Origin of the sequence: Sulfitobacter pacificus (genome assembly GCF_030159975.1) — a bacterium.
Classification (GTDB): Bacteria; Pseudomonadota; Alphaproteobacteria; order Rhodobacterales; family Rhodobacteraceae; genus Sulfitobacter; species Sulfitobacter pacificus.
This window is the reverse complement of sequence record NZ_BSNL01000001.1, coordinates 2,617,923-2,634,067: the sequence shown is the minus strand read 5'-3', so window position 1 is coordinate 2,634,067 and position 16,145 is coordinate 2,617,923. Positions and strand designations below refer to the sequence as shown.

Sequence of the window (16,145 nt, the reverse complement as noted above, 5' to 3'; positions counted from 1 at the left end):
TGACCAAGACCTCGAAACGGGGCACTATGTTAACCAACAGGGGAGACGACAAATGATGAAGAAAATGATGATGGCCGCGGCTGTGGCCACCGGGCTGGGCGGCGTGGCGGCCCATGCAGATGGTCATGCCAATAGTGTGACCTTGCAATTGCAATGGGTCACGCAGGCGCAGTTTGCCGGGTATTACGTGGCTCTGGACAAGGGGTTTTATGAGGAAGAAGGCTTGGACGTGACCGTTCTGGCTGGCGGTCCTGATATTGCACCACCACAGGTGCTGGCGGGCGGCGGCGCTGATGCCATGCTGAACTGGATGCCCTCGGCGCTGGCCGCACGTGAGAAGGGGCTGCCGGTGGTGAACATCGCACAGCCGTTCAAAACCTCCGGTCTGATGCTGACCTGCTGGAAGGATACCGGGATCACCGGTCCGCAGGATTTCAAGGGCAAGACGATTGGTGTCTGGTTCTTTGGCAACGAATATCCGTTCCTGTCGTGGATGTCGCAGGAGGGTATTTCCACCGACGGTGGTGATGACGGTGTGACCGTGCTGAAGCAGGGGTTCAACGTTGATCCGCTGTTGCAGCGCGAGGCGGATTGCATTTCGACCATGACCTATAATGAATACGGTCAGGTGCTGGATGCAGGGGTGAACCCGGACGAGCTGGTGACCTTCAAATATGAAGAGCAGGGTGTCGCAACCCTGGAAGACGGTATTTATGTGTTGGAAGACAACCTGAAAGATCCGGTGTTTGAGGATAAGATGGTGCGCTTTGTCCGGGCGTCTATGAAGGGCTGGAAATACGCGGAAGAGAACGCGGAAGAGGCTGCAAACATCGTGCTGGACAACGACGAGACCGGTGCCCAGACAGAGGCCGCACAGGTGCGGATGATGGGCGAGATTGCCAAGCTGACCGCAGGGTCCAACGGTGCATTGGTCGAGGCAGACTTTCAGCGGACGGTGGACACGCTGTTGGCCGGTGGTTCTGATCCGGTGATTTCCAAGCAGCCAGAGGGCGCATGGACATCAGTGATCACGGATAAGGCGCTGAACTGATCCGGTTCACATTGCAGAAATGAAAAAGGCCGGTGCATCAACGCACCGGCCTTTTTTAATTCGGAGATCTGTATTTACAGAACCGTCACCACGGTGCCGACGGGCACGCGGTTATAAAGATCAATCACATGTTCGTTGATCATACGGATACAACCGTTGGAGACCGAGCGGCCAATGGTGCTGGGCGCAGTGGTGCCGTGGATGCGGAAGTAAGTGTCACGCCCGCCTTCAAAGAGGTAAAGTGCCCGTGCGCCAAGTGGGTTGCCGGGGCCGCCTTCCTGGGCGTCAGTGTTGCCGATGAAACGTTTGTAGGTCTGCGGCTCACGTTCGATCATCTCATCCGTGGGGCGCCATGTGGGCCATTCCTTTTTCACCGCGATAGTGGCCGTGCCGGTGAATTCCAGACCTGCCTTGCCGACACCGATGCCATAGCGCATCGCCTTGCCCGGTGCGGTCACGAAATACAGATAGTGGCTGCGCGGCAGGACCAGCAGCTGGCCCGGCTGATAGGTTGGTTTGATCGACACTTCCTGCGGCGTTGGGTCATAGGCGGCTGTAGTGGCGGACAGGACCTGTGGCAGGGCGGCAGCGGCCAGGGTCGAGGCCAAAAAGGTGCGGCGGTGCATGGGGGTGCTCCATAAATTACGTTTTGCAGATGATTAAATGTCGCGAAACTGCGCATTTTTTCAACCCTGCGGAAAGAAAAACCGACCCACTGTTGCCAGAGGGTCGGTCAAATTCTCGTGACAGGGACGCCGCGACGGCCCGTCTAAGGCTTATGCCAGTGCGATGTTCGTTGCCGACTCGCGGCCATCACGGCCAGCTTCGATGTCGAACGTCACTTTCTGGTTGTCGGCCAGACCGGTCAGGCCTGCGCGCTCAACAGCAGAAATGTGAACGAAAACGTCCTTGCTGCCGCCATCGGGTGCGATAAAGCCGAAGCCTTTTGTTGTGTTAAACCATTTTACGGTGCCAGTAGCCATTCCGTAGTCTCCTAAAGCAGTGTTCCATCCGCATTGTGCGATGGCGTGGCGTGGTCGGTCTGAGTTCGATCTGCGCCGTGTTAGGGAGACAGTGGGTCGAAATAGATAAACGTTAGCAAGGCAGAACATAGGCCGAACTGCCGATTCGGACAAGGGGTGTGGGCAGGTGGGCGGATTTTGGCCGGAGGTCGATGGCTGAAAGGGCGGCCCGAAGACCACCCAATGTCATAGAAACATGTCTATGAACATCAGCAAGAGTGCCACGGTTGCGACAATGTCGCGGTATGTCACTCGCCCTTTCAATTTGGTAAGAAATCGCATGACAAAAGTCCTAACGATGCCCGACCGGTCGAGCCATTTCGTTGGCTCAGTGGATTATACTGCCCTTTATAGCAGTTTGGCGTGCTCCTATGATCACTTGGAGCTACCGTTCGACGACTACCTTATTTTGCTTCCCGCAACATAGGGTCGCCTTAGCCTAATTCCCGCAAAGGTTTCGACATAGCACCGCTAAGCACTGACAAGTTCTGGGGTGCTACTTCAGTTTTCCTCGAAAGGTCCAAAGTAGTCCACATGGTGGTTTGAGCACCTCCCTTGCTTGTTTAATACTTGGTTGCCTTCGGCCTATTTTTTCAACGGTCTTAAAGAACAACAACCGAGTGCGAACGCGCCCGCTCAAGCGGACGCTGCCTCGCACCCGTTCGAAAATCGCTTAAGCGATTTATCGAACGAACTTCTTATGTTTCAACCGCTTCGGCTCCAGCGCATCGGCACCAAGTCTCCGCTTCTTGTCTTCTTCGTAATCCTCGAAGTTGCCCTCGAACCACTCCACATGGGCCTCTCCTTCAAACGCCAGAATATGCGTACAAATCCGGTCGAGGAAGAAACGGTCGTGCGAGATGACCACGGCGCAGCCGGCGAAATCAACGAGGGCGTCTTCCAGCGCGCGCAGGGTTTCGACGTCCAGATCGTTGGTCGGTTCATCGAGCAGCAGCACGTTGCCGCCTTCTTTCAACAGACGCGCCATGTGGACACGGTTGCGTTCACCACCTGAGAGCAGGCCAACCTTTTTCTGCTGATCGCCGCCTTTGAAGTTGAAGGAGGAGCAATAGGCGCGGGAGTTGACCTCGGCGTCGCCCAGTTTGATCAGCTCTGCACCGCCGGTGATTGCCTGCCAGACGGTGTCATCATCGGCCAGATCATCGCGGGACTGGTCGACGTAAGACAGATCAACGGTTTCGCCATATTCGATGGTGCCGGCGTCGGGTTTTTCCTGACCGGTCAGCATCTTGAACAGGGTGGATTTACCCGCACCGTTGGGGCCGATCACGCCAACGATGCCACCGGGAGGCAGATCAAAGGTCAGATCCTCAACCAACAGCTTATCGCCCATGGCTTTGTTCAGGTTTGCCACTTCAATCACCTTGTTGCCAAGGCGGGGGCCGTTGGGGATGACGATCTGGGCGCGGCTGAGTTTCTCGCGCTCTGACTGGTCGGCCATTTCGTTATAGGCGTTGATCCGGGCTTTGGATTTTGCCTGACGGGCCTTGGCCCCTTGGCGCATCCATTCAAGTTCGCGCTCAAGCGTTTTCTGTTTGGATTTGTCTTCGCGGGCTTCCTGCGCCAGACGCTTGGCTTTCTGCTCCAGCCAGTCGGAATAGTTGCCCTCGTAGGGCACGCCCTTGCCGCGGTCGAGTTCAAGAATCCAGCTGGTGATGTCGTCCAGGAAGTAGCGGTCGTGGGTAACAATCAGGATGGTGCCTTTGTAATCCATCAGGTGCTGTTGCAGCCAGGCGATGGTTTCGGCGTCGAGGTGGTTGGTCGGTTCGTCAAGCAGCAGCATGTCGGGCGCTTCGAGCAGCAGTTTGCACAGCGCGACGCGGCGGGCTTCACCGCCGGAGAGGTCTTTGATGTTGGCGTCATCCGGTGGGCAACGCAGGGCCTCCATCGAGACGTCAATCTGGCTGTCCAGATCCCAGAGGTTCTGTGCGTCGATGTCATCTTGCAGCTTGGCCATTTCATCGGCGGTTTCGTCCGAATAGTTCATCGCCAATTCGTTATAGCGATCAAGGATCGCCTTTTTCTCGGCCACGCCCAGCATGACGTTTTCGCGCACTGTCAGGCTCTCGTCCAACTTGGGCTCCTGTGGCAGGTAGCCCACTTTGGCCCCCTCGGCGGCCCATGCCTCGCCCTGAAAGTCCTTGTCCAGACCGGCCATAATTTTCAACAGGGTGGATTTACCTGCGCCGTTGACGCCGACAACACCGATCTTCACGCCGGGAAGAAAGTTCAGGTGAATATTTTCAAAGGTTTTCTTGCCGCCGGGATAAGTCTTGGAGACGCCGGACATGTGGTAAACGAATTGATAGGCCGCCATGGGTGGATTCCTGTCTGATCAAATGAGGTTGGCACCGCAATATCGCGGCGGCGTCACAAGATCAACGCAGACATGACACGCTCACAAAACGCGGTGCAGCAAGGGTGAATTGGACAGGGAATCCGCCCGGTTTGAGAGGCGATTCATAAATATGAGTACTGCGGTTTGCGCTGAATTGATGTGTTTCGGCTCAAAAATAAAGAATTTGAAGTCGGAAACACTGCTGAGATGGCGTATTTCAGGCGCTCCTCTCTGGTTGAAGCTGTTATGCTTTTCTTAACCTGTAGGGGCGGCAATCTGTCACCTGTACAGGAAAAACGGGCTGCTTCCGACCTGCCAAGACCGGCTGCGCGGGGGCAGTGATACAACAGGGAACAGTAAACAATGACTAAAGCCACTATCGTTGTTGGTCTGGATGGATCAGAAGCGGGCGCGCGTGCGCTTGCCTTTGCCAAGCAGCAGGCCAAGGGGATCGGAGATTGCACAATTGCAATCTGTTATGTGATCGAATGGTCGCCGTTCAGCTTTCAAACCCCGGAAGAGAATGAACAACGCCACAAGCGGCGTGAAGAAGAGCTTGAGATGGCGCATTCGCGTGTCCTTGATCCGGCAGTGGATCAGGCCAAGAGCGAAGGTTTCAACGTTATTGGGATCGTCAAACACGGTGATGCGGCAGATATTCTGGATGCAACGGCCAAGGCACATAGTGCAATGCAGATCGTTGTCGGCCGGGTTGGCGCGCGTGGTTTGAAAGAACGCGTGTTTGGTGGTGTGACGGGCCGTTTGGCGGCATCGGCCAGCGTGCCAATCACGATCATTCCGTGAATTTAGGGGATTTTTAAAATGAAACGATTTTTAGCAACAGGGCTGACCGCAACCGCGCTCAGCCTGCCGACACTTGCGGCGGCGCAAGAGGCCGTTAGTTTTGAACAGAAGGTGAATGACGTCTTTGCCGGTTCAACGGGTTGGTTTGTGAACCTGATCTTTATGAGCCTGCCGGGCACAAATTTCCCATGGATTGTGCTGTGGTTGGTTGTGGCCGCGTCGATCTTTACGATCTATTTCGGCTTTGTTCAGTTCAAGGCCTTTGGCCATGCGATTTCACTGGTCAAAGGGGATTACTCTGACCCCAACGACGCGGGTGAGGTAAGCCATTTTCAGGCGCTGACAACGGCGTTGTCGGGGACTGTGGGGCTGGGGAATATCGCGGGCGTCGCGGTGGCCGTTGGCATTGGTGGTCCGGGGGCCACATTCTGGATGGTGCTGGCCGGTCTTTTGGGCATGGCGTCCAAGTTCACCGAATGTACGCTGGGTGTGAAATACCGAAATGAATATCCCGATGGGACGGTTTCCGGTGGTCCGATGTATTACATGACCAAAGGGTTCAAGGAACGCGGGCTGCCCGGGGGTAAGGTGCTGGCTGTGATCTTTGCGATCTTCACCATCGGTGGCGCATTGGGCGGCGGGAACATGTTCCAAGCCAACCAAGCCCATGCGCAGATCACCAATATCACTGGCGATTTCTCTGGTTTGATCACTGGTGTGATCTTTGCCGGTGTTGTTTTTGCGGTGATTGTTGGCGGGATTAAATCCATCGCCAGCGTGACCGAGAAAGTCGTGCCCTTTATGGGGGTCATGTATGTCTTGGCCGCCCTGGTTATCCTGATCATGAACGCGGATCAGATCGGTTGGGCCTTTGGCCAGATCTTTGCCGGTGCCTTTACCGGGCTGGGGGTCGCGGGTGGCTTTGTCGGTGCCTTGATCCAAGGGTTCAAACGGGCGGCGTTTTCGAACGAAGCTGGCGTTGGTTCAGCGGCGATTGCGCACTCTGCGGTGAAAACCAAAGAGCCGGTGACAGAGGGCGTTGTGTCCCTGCTAGAGCCGTTCATCGACACGGTTGTGATCTGTACGATGACAGCTTTGGTGATCACCATCTCTGGTGTGCTGGTGATGGATCCTGCAACGGGTAACTTTGTGCTGAATGAAGCTGGCACAGCGATCAAAACCGTCGACGGGTCAAGCGGTGTAAGCCTGACATCTTCGGCCTTTGCTGCCGGGTTCAGCTGGTTCCCATATGTTTTGGCTTTGGCTGTGATCCTGTTCGCTTTCTCGACGATGATCTCTTGGTCCTATTATGGCCTGAAAGCGTGGACCTATCTGTTTGGTGAAGGCAAGACGACGGAGTTGGTGTTCAAGCTGATCTTCTGCTTCTTCATCATTGTAGGTGCCGCGGCACAGCTTGGTGCGGTGATCGACTTCTCAGATGCGATGATCTTTGCCATGGCGGTTGTGAACATCACGGCGTTGTACTTCCTGATGCCCATCGTGAAACGCGAGATGAACAGCTATTTTGATCGTCTGAAGTCAGGTGCGATCGTGCGCCACAAGCATTAGTCTTGGCATTGATCTGATTGACAAACCGGGCATATGCCCCTTCTTTCGGCCCCTGAAGCATTTCGGGGGCCGTTTTCTATTGCGCTATCATTTTCCATATGCGTCCGCCGGTCAGGTGATTGGCCTGTTGGGGGGGTCGTTTGACCCCGCGCACGAGGGCCATGCACATATCACGCGCGAGGCGCTCAAGCGGTTCGGGCTGGATCGGGTGTGGTGGTTGGTGAGCCCCGGGAACCCGTTGAAAACCCGGGGGCCAGCACCGCTGGAAGACCGGATGGCGCGGGCGCGGCTGGTGATGCGGCACCCGCGGGTCGAAATCACGGATATCGAGGCACATTTGGGCACAAGGTACACAGCACAGACCTTGGTGCGGTTGCAGATGCTCTATCCGCAGGTGCGGTTTGTCTGGCTGATGGGCGCAGATAACATGGCGCAATTCCATCTTTGGCAGGACTGGCGCGGGATCATGCAAAGCGTGCCGGTCGGGGTGCTTGCCCGGCCCGGTCAGCGTATTTCAGCACGGATGAGCCGGGCCGCAGCGCTTTATGCACCTCACCGGATTGCGGGCAGATACGGGCAGTTGTTGGCTCGCGCCGAGGCTCCAGCGTGGAGTTTTGTAAACGTGCCGATGAATGATGCATCCAGTACAGCGATCAGGGCCAAGGGTGACTGGTCAGCGTAGGCGGGTCGAGGCGATGCCACTGGCCAGAATGACCGCAAGACCGGCCCAAGTATAGGCGTCCGGCAGGTCGCCAAAAATGCTCCACCCGAAACCGACCGCGGCGATCAATTGGAAGTAGACCAGCGGTGCAAGCCGTGTGGCATTGGCAATGCGGTAGGCATAGAGCAACAGCAGGTTGCCCATCATTGAACAGAAGGCGGAAGCAAGCGTCAGCGTGGCGATGGGCGCTGTGGCTTCGGGCAGGTTCATCAGGCCAAAGGGCAATAGGATCAATGCGCTGAGCAGCAGCTGGGTGAAGGTCAGGGCGATGGGGGTGCCGATGCCCGACAGCCAGCGCGACATGGTCAGGAAGGTGCCGTAGCACAGCCCCGCGATTGCAGCCCAAATGACACCGGCTTCACCGCCCATACCGGGACGGACGACCAAAAGGACGCCAGCGAAACCAGTGACTATCAACACGGATCGCACAGGGGTGACGGGTTCGCGCAGGAAAATGACGGCCAAGATATAGGAGAATATCGGACCGATAAAGAATGCGGCGAAGACCGTCGCGAGATCTGCGGTTTGCAGGGCCATCTGGATAGAACTGATGCCACAGGCAAGGACCAGCGCCCGCAACCAGACCCGCCAGTCGCGCAGCAATCCGAAGGCAGAGGGTGAGATGAAGGGCAAGATCATCAGCGCCCCAAGGACGAAGCGAGACCATGCTACAAAAAGCGGCGCAACCCCCAGAGAGGAAGACAATAATTTGCCAGCGCTATCCCCGGCGGGGATCAGCGACATGGCGACAAACATGATCAGGGCGGCGCGTTGCATGGCGCCGCATAACACGCAGGTCACTGGTTGAAAATGTGTAACCGCAGCGCTTGAAGCGGGAGGGCGATCAGGGTTAAGTCGGGCCATGGAAAATAGGTTTAGCAGACGTGGTTTTTTAGGTTCCGTTGCGGCATTTGCAGCGATGGGGCAGGGGGTATTGGCTGCGCCACCCACGGAATCACTGCGGCCTGTGCTGCGGGGCGACGACTTTTTCAAAAAGGCCGTTCCTGAAGTTTCCGAGATCATCAGCGGGCAGAAACTGTCGGGCCGTGTGGCTTTTGCCCTGGCGGATGTGCAGACCGGGGCTTGGCTGGAATGTGAGAACGAAAGCATTGGCACGCCGCCTGCCAGTGTGACCAAAGCCATCACTGCGCTTTATGCGTTGGAGACTTTGGGTGCGGATCACCGGTTTGAAACGCAGCTGGCGGCAACCGGTGGCATCACGGATGGCGAGGTGCAGGGGGACCTGATCCTGATCGGCGGGGGGGATCCAACGCTGGACACGGATCAGCTGGCGCAGATGGCGGCGGATTTGAAAGCGGCCGGTGTGATCGGCGTTAAAGGCGGGTTGAAAGTCTATCAGGGGACCTTGCCTGTCGTGACAGGAATTGACCCAGAACAGCCGGATCATGTGGGCTATAACCCGGCGGTATCGGGGATCGCGCTGAATTTTAACCGTGTGCATTTTGAATGGCGGCGCAACAGCGGGAAATACACAGTGACGATGGACGGGCGGTCGGAGAAATACCGCCCCAATGTCACCTTTGCCGCGATGCGGATCGAGGATCGCGCCGCCCCTGTCTATACCTACCGCGACCAAGCGGGCCGTGATCAATGGAGCGTGGCACGTGGTGCATTGGGCGGTGCCGGATCGCGCTGGTTGCCGGTGCGCAAGCCTGCGCTCTATGCAGGAGAGGTTTTTGCCACTTTGGCGGGAGCGCATGGTATCCGGCTGGGCAAGCCCGACGTGATCGAGGTGCTTCCGGCGCATGAGGTTGTACTGCGCCATCAAAGTCAGGATTTGCGTATGATCCTGCGCGGCATGCTGCGGTTTTCAACAAACCTGACGGCCGAGATGGTGGGGCTGGCGGCAACGCAGAAGCGTTTGGGTGCGGTGGATGGTTTGCAGGCTTCGGCGGCAGAGATGAACCGTTGGGCGATTGGCGCGCTGGGCATGAAGGCACCTGCCCTGGTGGATCATTCGGGGCTGGGCGATGCGTCGACCCTGACGGCGCTTGATATGACGCGCGCCCTGTTGGCAGTGAAAGATGAAGGGTTCCGGTCGATTCTCAAGCGGTTCGGATTTCGCGATGCCAAGGGCAGACCGGTCAAGGATCAAGCGATTGCGGTGGACGCAAAGACCGGCACGCTGAATTTCGTGTCAACCTTGGCGGGGTATATCACCGCGCAGGACGGGCGCGAGATGGCATTTGCGATCTTTGCGTCTGACATGGCGGCGCGGGCAAAGATCAGCCGTGCGGAACGGGAATCCCCCGCCGGGGGACAGACTTACAACAAACGTGCCAAACGGGTTCAGCAGAAATTGATTGAACGCTGGGATGCGCTTTACGGGCGGGTCGAGGCCTAGCTAAGGTGCCGTGCCCGTGCGCCCCGTTCGATGGCAGCGGCATGCAGGCGGTCGATCTCCAACTCGTAGCGGATTTCCTCAAGCAGGCGCAATTCCGCTTCATCCAGCGTGCCATCGGCGGCGGCCACATCACAGGCCAGTGCATATGCGGTTTCAAAAAGACGCTCGGGCAGGGCTTCGCGGATCAGACCAAATAGCGCGTCCAGCCCGTCTTCCTGTTCGAAAAGGTCAAAGACGGTTTTGCTGATCACGGTCAGCCGGTCGTTGTCGTATTCGGCGAATATCGGAAGCATGTTCACGGCGGACTGAATCTTGATCAGCTCGGCGGTGCGGATGTTTTCATCAGAGGCGGAAACCGCAACCATCAGGGCGACAAGGCTGTCTTGGGCGCTAAGCGCCAGGGAAGGGCCGTTGGTCATGAGGGTCTCCTTTGGGAGGGCTGTTGTTGCAGTGCAGAATATTGACGCACCTCAGGGGACGCAATAGGTACACGCGAGCCGGCGTGCATGGGGCACGGAATCGGCGGAAAATGGATGATACAAATGTCTGAGATGCGGGAAGCGGCGATGAGCAGCAAAGCGTGGCCTTTTGAAGAGGCCCGTGCGGTTTTGAAACGTTATGCGAAAGCCCCGCCTAAGAAGGGGTTTGTGTTGTTTGAAACGGGTTATGGCCCGTCCGGTCTGCCGCATATCGGCACCTTTGGTGAGGTGCTGCGCACAACGATGATTCAGCGGGCGTTTGAGGAGATCAGCGATATTCCAACCAAGCTGGTGTGTTTCTCTGACGATCTGGACGGGATGCGCAAGGTGCCCGGCAATGTGCCCCAGCAGGAAATGCTGGCCGAGCATATGCACAAGCCGCTGACATCGGTGCCGGATCCGTTTGGCGAATTCGAGAGTTTTGGCCATCACAACAATGCAATGTTGCGCCGGTTTCTGGATACTTTCGGGTTCCAGTACGAGTTTTACTCTGCCCGCGAGTTCTACCGCGCTGGGCATTTCGACGAAATTCTGAAGCTGGCCTGTGAACGTTATGATCAGGTCATGGCCGTGATGTTGAAGTCGCTGCGCGAAGAGCGTGCGGCGACCTATTCGATCTTTTTGCCAATTCATCCCGAGACCGGTCGGGTGCTGTATGTGCCGATGAAGAATGTCGATGCGGTGAACCACACGGTTACATTTGACGATGAAGACGGCAAGGAATGGACGCTGCCGGTGACTGGCGGAAACGTGAAACTGCAGTGGAAGCCGGACTTTGGCGCTCGCTGGGCGGCACTGGACGTTGATTTCGAGATGTACGGTAAGGAACATGCGACCAATACGGCGATCTACGACCGGATTTGCGAGATATTGGGCGGCAAGAAGCCGAACCATTTCAGCTATGAGCTGTTTTTGGATGAAAACGGGCAGAAGATTTCAAAATCTTCGGGCAACGGGATTTCGATTGATCAGTGGTTGACCTATGCCAGCACGGAAAGCCTGTCGTACTTCATGTATCAAAAGCCCAAGACGGCCAAGCGGATGCATTTTGATGTGATCCCCAAGGCAGTGGATGAATATCATCAGCAGTTGCGGGCCTATGAGGGGCAGGACGCGAAGGGGCGTTTGAACAACCCGGTTTGGCATATTCACGGCGGTGATGTGCCCAAGTCGGATATGGTTGTGCCGTTTTCGATGTTGCTCAATCTGGCGTCCGTGTCCTCTGCTGAGGATAAATCGCAGCTTTGGGGCTTTATCCAGCGCTATGCGCCCGAGGCGTCCGCGGAGAACAATCCCGGTATGGATGCGGCGGCGGGTCATGCGGTGCGGTATTTCAACGACTTTGTGAAGCCGCATAAGGTGTTCCGTGCGCCAAGTGATCTGGAGCGCGAAGCCTTGGAAGAGCTGCGCGACAACCTGAAAGTCTGGGATGGCGGATTGGATGCTGAGGGCTTGCAGACCATGGTGTTTGCCGTGGGCAAAGAGCGGTTTGATCCGCTGCGCGACTGGTTCACTGCGCTTTACGAGGTGTTGCTGGGTGCAAGCCAAGGGCCACGGTTTGGCGGTTTCATTGCGCTTTATGGTGTTGATGAGACGGTTCAGCTGATTGATGACGCGCTGGCAGGGAAACTGCTGGCGGCGTGAAACTCTTGCCCTGCTGGCCGCGTGACTTGACGTAAGGGCCAGCAGGGGAGAAGTGACATGTGGAAATCTGTAAGCCGGATGCTGGGCGGGATGATCCTTGCCTGTGTCCTTTGTTTTGGTGTTTCGGCGCAGCAGGCCGAGATCGAAGGCACGATCAGCGCCCAGATCGAAGCCTTTAAGGCGGATGATTTTGAACAGGCGTTTACCTATGCAACGCCAACTCTGCAGCGTTTGTTTCAATCACCGCAAAACTTTCGCCGGATGGTGACAACGCAATATCCAATGGTTTGGCGGCCTGCGGAAGTGCGGTATCTGGAATTGAAGGAATACGAGGGTTCGGTTTTTCAAAAGGTTCAGATCATGGATGCCAAAGGGGTGATGTACCTGCTGTTGTATCAGATGCAGCCTACCGACGCGGGATGGCGCATTGCCAGCGTGCAGTTTCTGGAGGCACCGGGGGCCTCTGTCTGAAGCGTTTACCCTGCGAAAAGGTCTTTGGTCGTCCGCTGTTGCGCGGTGTGGCGCACGGTGGGCTTAGCCCCGATTAACTCATCATTGATATCTCCCTGTCCCGAACCGGCATGTGCCGGAGGTACGGCAACAACCGAAGGGCGGCTGGCGCCTTTGTGGAAAGGGATTTTTGATGAACAAGGCAATTACCGATGGTCTGGTACTGACGCCGACACCTTTTGCGGCGGGTCTGGATGTCTGGTCAAGCGGGGATGGCACAGCGGGGTCCGACACCTATGAGAACGCGGCAAATGCGTTGTTTGTGGCCGCGGATCAGGATTTTGCTGGGGCGCTGGAGCTGCTGAAGACGCAGAACACCCAAAAGCTGCGCTACATGGGGCAGACACCGATCTTACCCGGATGTTATTTGCAGGTCACGGCACGGGTAAAGGCGATCAGTGGCAACCTGCCATCGGTGCGCATCGCCGGATATCCGGCCTATGGCAACGGGGCACGGGTGAATGGGTTGCCGGAGTTTACAACGTTTACGACCCTGCAAAATTACGGTGAAGTGGTCGAGATCAAGGGGATCATTGGCACCGGGGGGCGCGGTGGTGTTGATCTGGTCTGGGGCACAGAGCCGGTTTACGGTCACTTTGGGATTGATCTGGTGGGGCCGAACGGCGGTATCATCCGTGTTGATGACATTCAGATCGAGGATGTCACGTCGGTCTTTATCCGCGACATGATTTCGATTGTGGATGTTGTGGACTACGGAGCCATTGGCAATGGGAATACGGATAACACCGCCGCTTTTGAGGCAGCCAATTCTGCCGCGAACGGGCGGACGGTATTTGTCCCTGAGGGCAATTTCCGGCTTGCGAATAATGTGACAATCGACACGCCTGTAAAGTTCGAAGGCCGGGTCAGCATGCCGGATACGGCGGTTCTGTTGCTGCGCCGGAACTTTGATTTGCCCACCTATATCGAGGCCTTTGAGGATGAGGAGGTGGCATTTAAAAAGGCGTTTCAGGCACTGTTGAACAATTCGGATCACGAAACGCTGGATATGGGCGGGCGCAAGGTGAATGTGACGGCACCACTGGATATGGCGGGCGCTGTACCGGGAACACATTCCTATGCGACGCGCCGGGTGATCCGCAATGGCCAGCTGGAAGCTGCGGCCAGCGCGGCATGGAACACTGAGGTCGTTACCTCTGCGGCGACCTATACGGCGGGAGATTCCAAGACGCTGACGAATGTTACCAATGTGGCAAGTATTCCGGTTGGGTCGCTGGTGGAGGCCACAGGTGTCGGTCGTGAGGTCTATGTGCGCAGCAAGGATTTAGCCCGTCAGGAAATTACGTTGAACAAGCCGCTGTATGATGCAGAGGGGCGGCAGAATTTCACCTTTCGCAAGTTCAAGTATCTGATTGATTTCGGAGGCTTTAACGCGCTGAGCAAATTTGTGATGGCGGATGTGGAGCTACAGTGTAATGACCGTTGTTCGGGGATTATGCTGTCGCCCGGCGGGATTACCTTTCATGTGCGGGATTGTTTTATCAGCCGACCGATGGATCGCGGTATCACGTCGATTGGGACCGGTTGTCAGGGGTTGATCGTTGATCGCTGTCAGTTCCTGTCCGCCGAAGATGCCCTGGCTGTGCCTGCGCGCAAGACCATCGGGTTTAACGTCAATCAGAACGACGCCAAGATCCGCAACAACCGCGCCACGCGGTTTCGCCATTTTGGTCTGTTGGGCGGGTCGAATAACATCTTTACCGGCAACCATTTTTTCCAAGGGGACGGGGTGGCAAACGGTGTTCGATCGGGCGGTATCATTCTGGCAAGCACCAGTGTGGGTACTGTGATTTCGAACAATTATATCGACAATTGCTTTATCGAGTGGACCAATGAACATGATCCAAGCCCGGCATTCACCGGTGGCTTTTCGTTCAGCGCGTTAAGTGTGACGGATAACATGTTTCTGTCCGGGGACGTTGCTCCGTGGTTCAGTTATATCGTGGTCAAGCCGCATGGGGCGGGGCATTTCCTGAATGGCGTGTCGATTTCCGGAAATCGGTTTCGCAGTCTGAATGGGTCCATTGATCGGGCAGAGCGGGTCGATACAACATTTGCGGATCTGGACATGTCGCGGTGCAAGAATTTCACCATGGCGGCCAATTCCTATCTTGGGGTGACGGCGCAACCGGTAAACCCCGCTTATGTCGATTTTACCCAAGCGGCGGTGGATGACAATTGGACGATTGATGTCTCGCAGTACCTGGCGTTTGGCGGTGAAGCCCTGTCAGTGGATGCGATTACGGCCATCGGGCCGTTGCGCAACACCAATAACGTCAAGCAATTTGTGACACCCTATGTGGATACGGTGCAGGGGGCGCAACGCGATCAGATCAGACTGGTTTGGCCAAGCGACGTGCGGGGCAAGGTTCAGGCGACGGTGCGGATGGACTTCCGCTAGGGTTACCTACCCCGTCCCTGAGTGAGGGGCGGGGTATGGCGCTTAAAAGCTGTGCCAGATTCCAAGTTTTAGCGCGGCGCGGTCGTCCTCGTCGAAAGGAATCTGGGCCCCGAGTTTGACACTGAATTTACTGTCTTTCGGGCGGATCAACAGGGAAGGTTCGAATGCGCCATAGGTATCGTTGTTTTGTGAGGAATGGGTGACCTCCAAGAGGCCGGTGGTGATGCCGCCAAAGTGCAGCCCCAAGGTCGCGTCGAATTTAGTGATATGGCTGCCCAAGGTCGGTTCATAGATAAAAGCGGCGTCCATGTTTACCCATCCGCTACGGTTGTGAAACTGGAAACCGCGTCCCCATGAGAGTGTGGTTTTTAATGTGGGCAAGTGCCGTTCATTGCCCCATAGCCCGCCCACCCCAAGTTCGTAGGCCCATCTATTTGGTTGGTCCGTGGGCCCGATGGCGCGGCGGATAAACAGGTTGCCAAAGCCGTTTCGGACATTCAGGGCATTGGTGAAGGTGCTGACATCCAGGCCGATGGTTGTTTTATCGCTGAGCCCGTATTCGACATAGAGCGCGTTTGTGGTTTCTGAAAACTGCGTGGCCCCGAAGCTGAGTGAGGCGAAACCGCTGCCCTCGTCGCGCAGCCAGGCACCAGCATGGCCGATACTGGCCATGCACTGGCACGTCATCACTAAAACGGCGAATAAAGTCTTCATCGCACCTCCGGTCCGTAGACTGAGGGGAGGTTTGTTAACAAAAGGTTAATGGATGATTTGACGCCTTAAGTTTGTGGTGATTTTGGCGCAAGCAAAAGCCCGACGCAGATGCGCCGGGCTTTTCTTGTAATCTTGATCGAATATTATACGCGGACGGACCCGTTGCCACGTGGGCCTGCAATCAACCAGATGATCAGGCCGAGGATCGGCAAGAGCAGGATTGCAACGGTCCAGATGATCTTGGCCAGGCCGGACGCACCGGATGTAAGTACCTGATAAATCGCATAAATGTTAGCGATCAGGATAATCAGTCCGAAAATACCATATTCCATTGTTAGTCTCCCTAGAATGTCTCTGTTGCAGGGATAACAATGGACAGGCGAAATGGTTCCAACGTTTTTAGACACTGATCCGCCAACAGCGCGTTTGCCTGCGAGAGCAAGGAGTTGGATTGCGTGGAACCACCCCGCGCCAAGGGTGAACAG

15 protein-coding genes are annotated in these 16,145 nt (G+C 56.4%); 8 read left to right on the top strand and 7 right to left on the bottom strand.

What is annotated here, in order from left to right; all coding sequences use genetic code 11:
• Positions 1-55: 55 nt before the first annotated feature.
• Complete coding sequence (locus tag QQL78_RS13315; protein ID WP_284375594.1) at positions 56-1,051, top strand: ABC transporter substrate-binding protein; 996 nt, start codon at positions 56-58, stop codon at positions 1,049-1,051.
• 74 nt (positions 1,052-1,125) lie between these two features.
• Here QQL78_RS13315 and QQL78_RS13310 read toward each other — a convergent pair whose 3' ends face one another.
• The 3 genes from QQL78_RS13310 to ettA all read right to left on the bottom strand — a co-directional run bounded on the left by QQL78_RS13310 (position 1,126) and on the right by ettA (position 4,411).
• Entirely contained in the window at positions 1,126-1,677 is a 552-nt protein-coding gene (locus tag QQL78_RS13310) for a L,D-transpeptidase (RefSeq protein WP_284374175.1), read from the bottom strand.
• Between the two features lie 150 nt (positions 1,678-1,827).
• Positions 1,828-2,034 (bottom strand): cold-shock protein, encoded by a 207-nt coding sequence (locus tag QQL78_RS13305; protein WP_007117950.1) that lies wholly within the window; start codon positions 2,032-2,034, stop codon positions 1,828-1,830.
• Positions 2,035-2,755: 721 nt separating this feature from the next.
• Positions 2,756-4,411, bottom strand: coding sequence for an energy-dependent translational throttle protein EttA (ettA, locus tag QQL78_RS13300; protein WP_284374174.1), 1,656 nt, complete (start codon positions 4,409-4,411; stop codon positions 2,756-2,758).
• Positions 4,412-4,795: 384 nt separating this feature from the next.
• Here ettA and QQL78_RS13295 point away from each other — a divergent pair, with 384 nt between their 5' ends.
• The 3 genes from QQL78_RS13295 (at position 4,796) to QQL78_RS13285 (ending at position 7,487) form a co-directional block, all read left to right on the top strand.
• Positions 4,796-5,236 carry a universal stress protein gene (locus tag QQL78_RS13295; protein WP_284374173.1) on the top strand — a complete coding sequence of 147 codons (441 nt, stop codon included), beginning with the start codon at positions 4,796-4,798 and terminating at the stop codon, positions 5,234-5,236.
• Positions 5,237-5,254: 18 nt separating this feature from the next.
• Positions 5,255-6,805, top strand: coding sequence for an alanine/glycine:cation symporter family protein (locus QQL78_RS13290; protein WP_284374172.1), 1,551 nt, complete (start codon positions 5,255-5,257; stop codon positions 6,803-6,805).
• A 79-nt stretch (positions 6,806-6,884) separates the two neighbouring features.
• On the top strand, positions 6,885-7,487 hold the full coding sequence (locus tag QQL78_RS13285) for a nicotinate-nucleotide adenylyltransferase (protein WP_284374171.1): 603 nt from the start codon (positions 6,885-6,887) through the stop codon (positions 7,485-7,487).
• Here QQL78_RS13285 and QQL78_RS13280 read toward each other — a convergent pair.
• Complete coding sequence (locus QQL78_RS13280; RefSeq protein ID WP_284374170.1) at positions 7,479-8,303, bottom strand: DMT family transporter; 825 nt, start codon at positions 8,301-8,303, stop codon at positions 7,479-7,481. The two genes, QQL78_RS13285 and QQL78_RS13280, sit on opposite strands and share 9 nt — an antisense overlap.
• A gap of 85 nt (positions 8,304-8,388) precedes the next feature.
• Between QQL78_RS13280 and dacB the strand changes: the two genes are divergently transcribed.
• Complete coding sequence (dacB, locus tag QQL78_RS13275) at positions 8,389-9,891, top strand: D-alanyl-D-alanine carboxypeptidase/D-alanyl-D-alanine endopeptidase (RefSeq protein WP_284374169.1); 1,503 nt, start codon at positions 8,389-8,391, stop codon at positions 9,889-9,891.
• On the opposite strand, the gene QQL78_RS13270 is transcribed toward dacB, so the two are convergent.
• Positions 9,888-10,310, bottom strand: a complete 423-nt coding sequence (locus QQL78_RS13270) for a tellurite resistance TerB family protein (RefSeq protein ID WP_284374167.1) — start codon at positions 10,308-10,310, stop codon at positions 9,888-9,890. The genes dacB and QQL78_RS13270 overlap by 4 nt on opposite strands.
• Positions 10,311-10,433: 123 nt before the next feature.
• Here QQL78_RS13270 and QQL78_RS13265 point away from each other — a divergent pair, with 123 nt between their 5' ends.
• From QQL78_RS13265 to QQL78_RS13255, 3 genes are all read left to right on the top strand, one after another.
• Complete coding sequence (locus QQL78_RS13265) at positions 10,434-12,014, top strand: lysine--tRNA ligase (protein WP_284374165.1); 1,581 nt, start codon at positions 10,434-10,436, stop codon at positions 12,012-12,014.
• 57 nt (positions 12,015-12,071) lie between these two features.
• Positions 12,072-12,485, top strand: coding sequence for a DUF4864 domain-containing protein (locus tag QQL78_RS13260; RefSeq protein WP_348540752.1), 414 nt, complete (start codon positions 12,072-12,074; stop codon positions 12,483-12,485).
• Between the two features lie 172 nt (positions 12,486-12,657).
• Positions 12,658-14,946 (top strand): glycosyl hydrolase family 28-related protein, encoded by a 2,289-nt coding sequence (locus QQL78_RS13255; protein ID WP_284374163.1) that lies wholly within the window; start codon positions 12,658-12,660, stop codon positions 14,944-14,946.
• A 42-nt stretch (positions 14,947-14,988) separates the two neighbouring features.
• On the opposite strand, the gene QQL78_RS13250 is transcribed toward QQL78_RS13255, so the two are convergent.
• Entirely contained in the window at positions 14,989-15,660 is a 672-nt protein-coding gene (locus QQL78_RS13250; RefSeq protein WP_284374160.1) for a hypothetical protein, read from the bottom strand.
• Positions 15,661-15,803: 143 nt separating this feature from the next.
• On the bottom strand, positions 15,804-15,992 hold the full coding sequence (locus QQL78_RS13245) for a PLDc N-terminal domain-containing protein (RefSeq protein ID WP_284374158.1): 189 nt from the start codon (positions 15,990-15,992) through the stop codon (positions 15,804-15,806).
• Positions 15,993-16,145 lie beyond the last annotated feature (153 nt).

Bases quoted from the DNA above. Each gene is read 5' to 3' on its own strand.
- QQL78_RS13315 (WP_284375594.1), top strand. From the start codon at position 56: ATGAAGAAAATGATGATGGCCGCGGCTGTGGCCACCGGGCTGGGCGGC.
- QQL78_RS13310 (WP_284374175.1), bottom strand. From the start codon at position 1,677: ATGCACCGCCGCACCTTTTTGGCCTCGACCCTGGCCGCTGCCGCCCTG.
- QQL78_RS13305 (WP_007117950.1), bottom strand. From the start codon at position 2,034: ATGGCTACTGGCACCGTAAAATGGTTTAACACAACAAAAGGCTTCGGC.
- ettA (WP_284374174.1), bottom strand. From the start codon at position 4,411: ATGGCGGCCTATCAATTCGTTTACCACATGTCCGGCGTCTCCAAGACT.
- QQL78_RS13295 (WP_284374173.1), top strand. From the start codon at position 4,796: ATGACTAAAGCCACTATCGTTGTTGGTCTGGATGGATCAGAAGCGGGC.
- QQL78_RS13290 (WP_284374172.1), top strand. From the start codon at position 5,255: ATGAAACGATTTTTAGCAACAGGGCTGACCGCAACCGCGCTCAGCCTG.
- QQL78_RS13280 (WP_284374170.1), bottom strand. From the start codon at position 8,303: ATGCAACGCGCCGCCCTGATCATGTTTGTCGCCATGTCGCTGATCCCC.
- dacB (WP_284374169.1), top strand. From the start codon at position 8,389: ATGGAAAATAGGTTTAGCAGACGTGGTTTTTTAGGTTCCGTTGCGGCA.
- QQL78_RS13270 (WP_284374167.1), bottom strand. From the start codon at position 10,310: ATGACCAACGGCCCTTCCCTGGCGCTTAGCGCCCAAGACAGCCTTGTC.
- QQL78_RS13265 (WP_284374165.1), top strand. From the start codon at position 10,434: ATGTCTGAGATGCGGGAAGCGGCGATGAGCAGCAAAGCGTGGCCTTTT.
- QQL78_RS13260 (WP_348540752.1), top strand. From the start codon at position 12,072: ATGTGGAAATCTGTAAGCCGGATGCTGGGCGGGATGATCCTTGCCTGT.
- QQL78_RS13255 (WP_284374163.1), top strand. From the start codon at position 12,658: ATGAACAAGGCAATTACCGATGGTCTGGTACTGACGCCGACACCTTTT.
- QQL78_RS13250 (WP_284374160.1), bottom strand. From the start codon at position 15,660: ATGAAGACTTTATTCGCCGTTTTAGTGATGACGTGCCAGTGCATGGCC.
- QQL78_RS13245 (WP_284374158.1), bottom strand. From the start codon at position 15,992: ATGGAATATGGTATTTTCGGACTGATTATCCTGATCGCTAACATTTAT.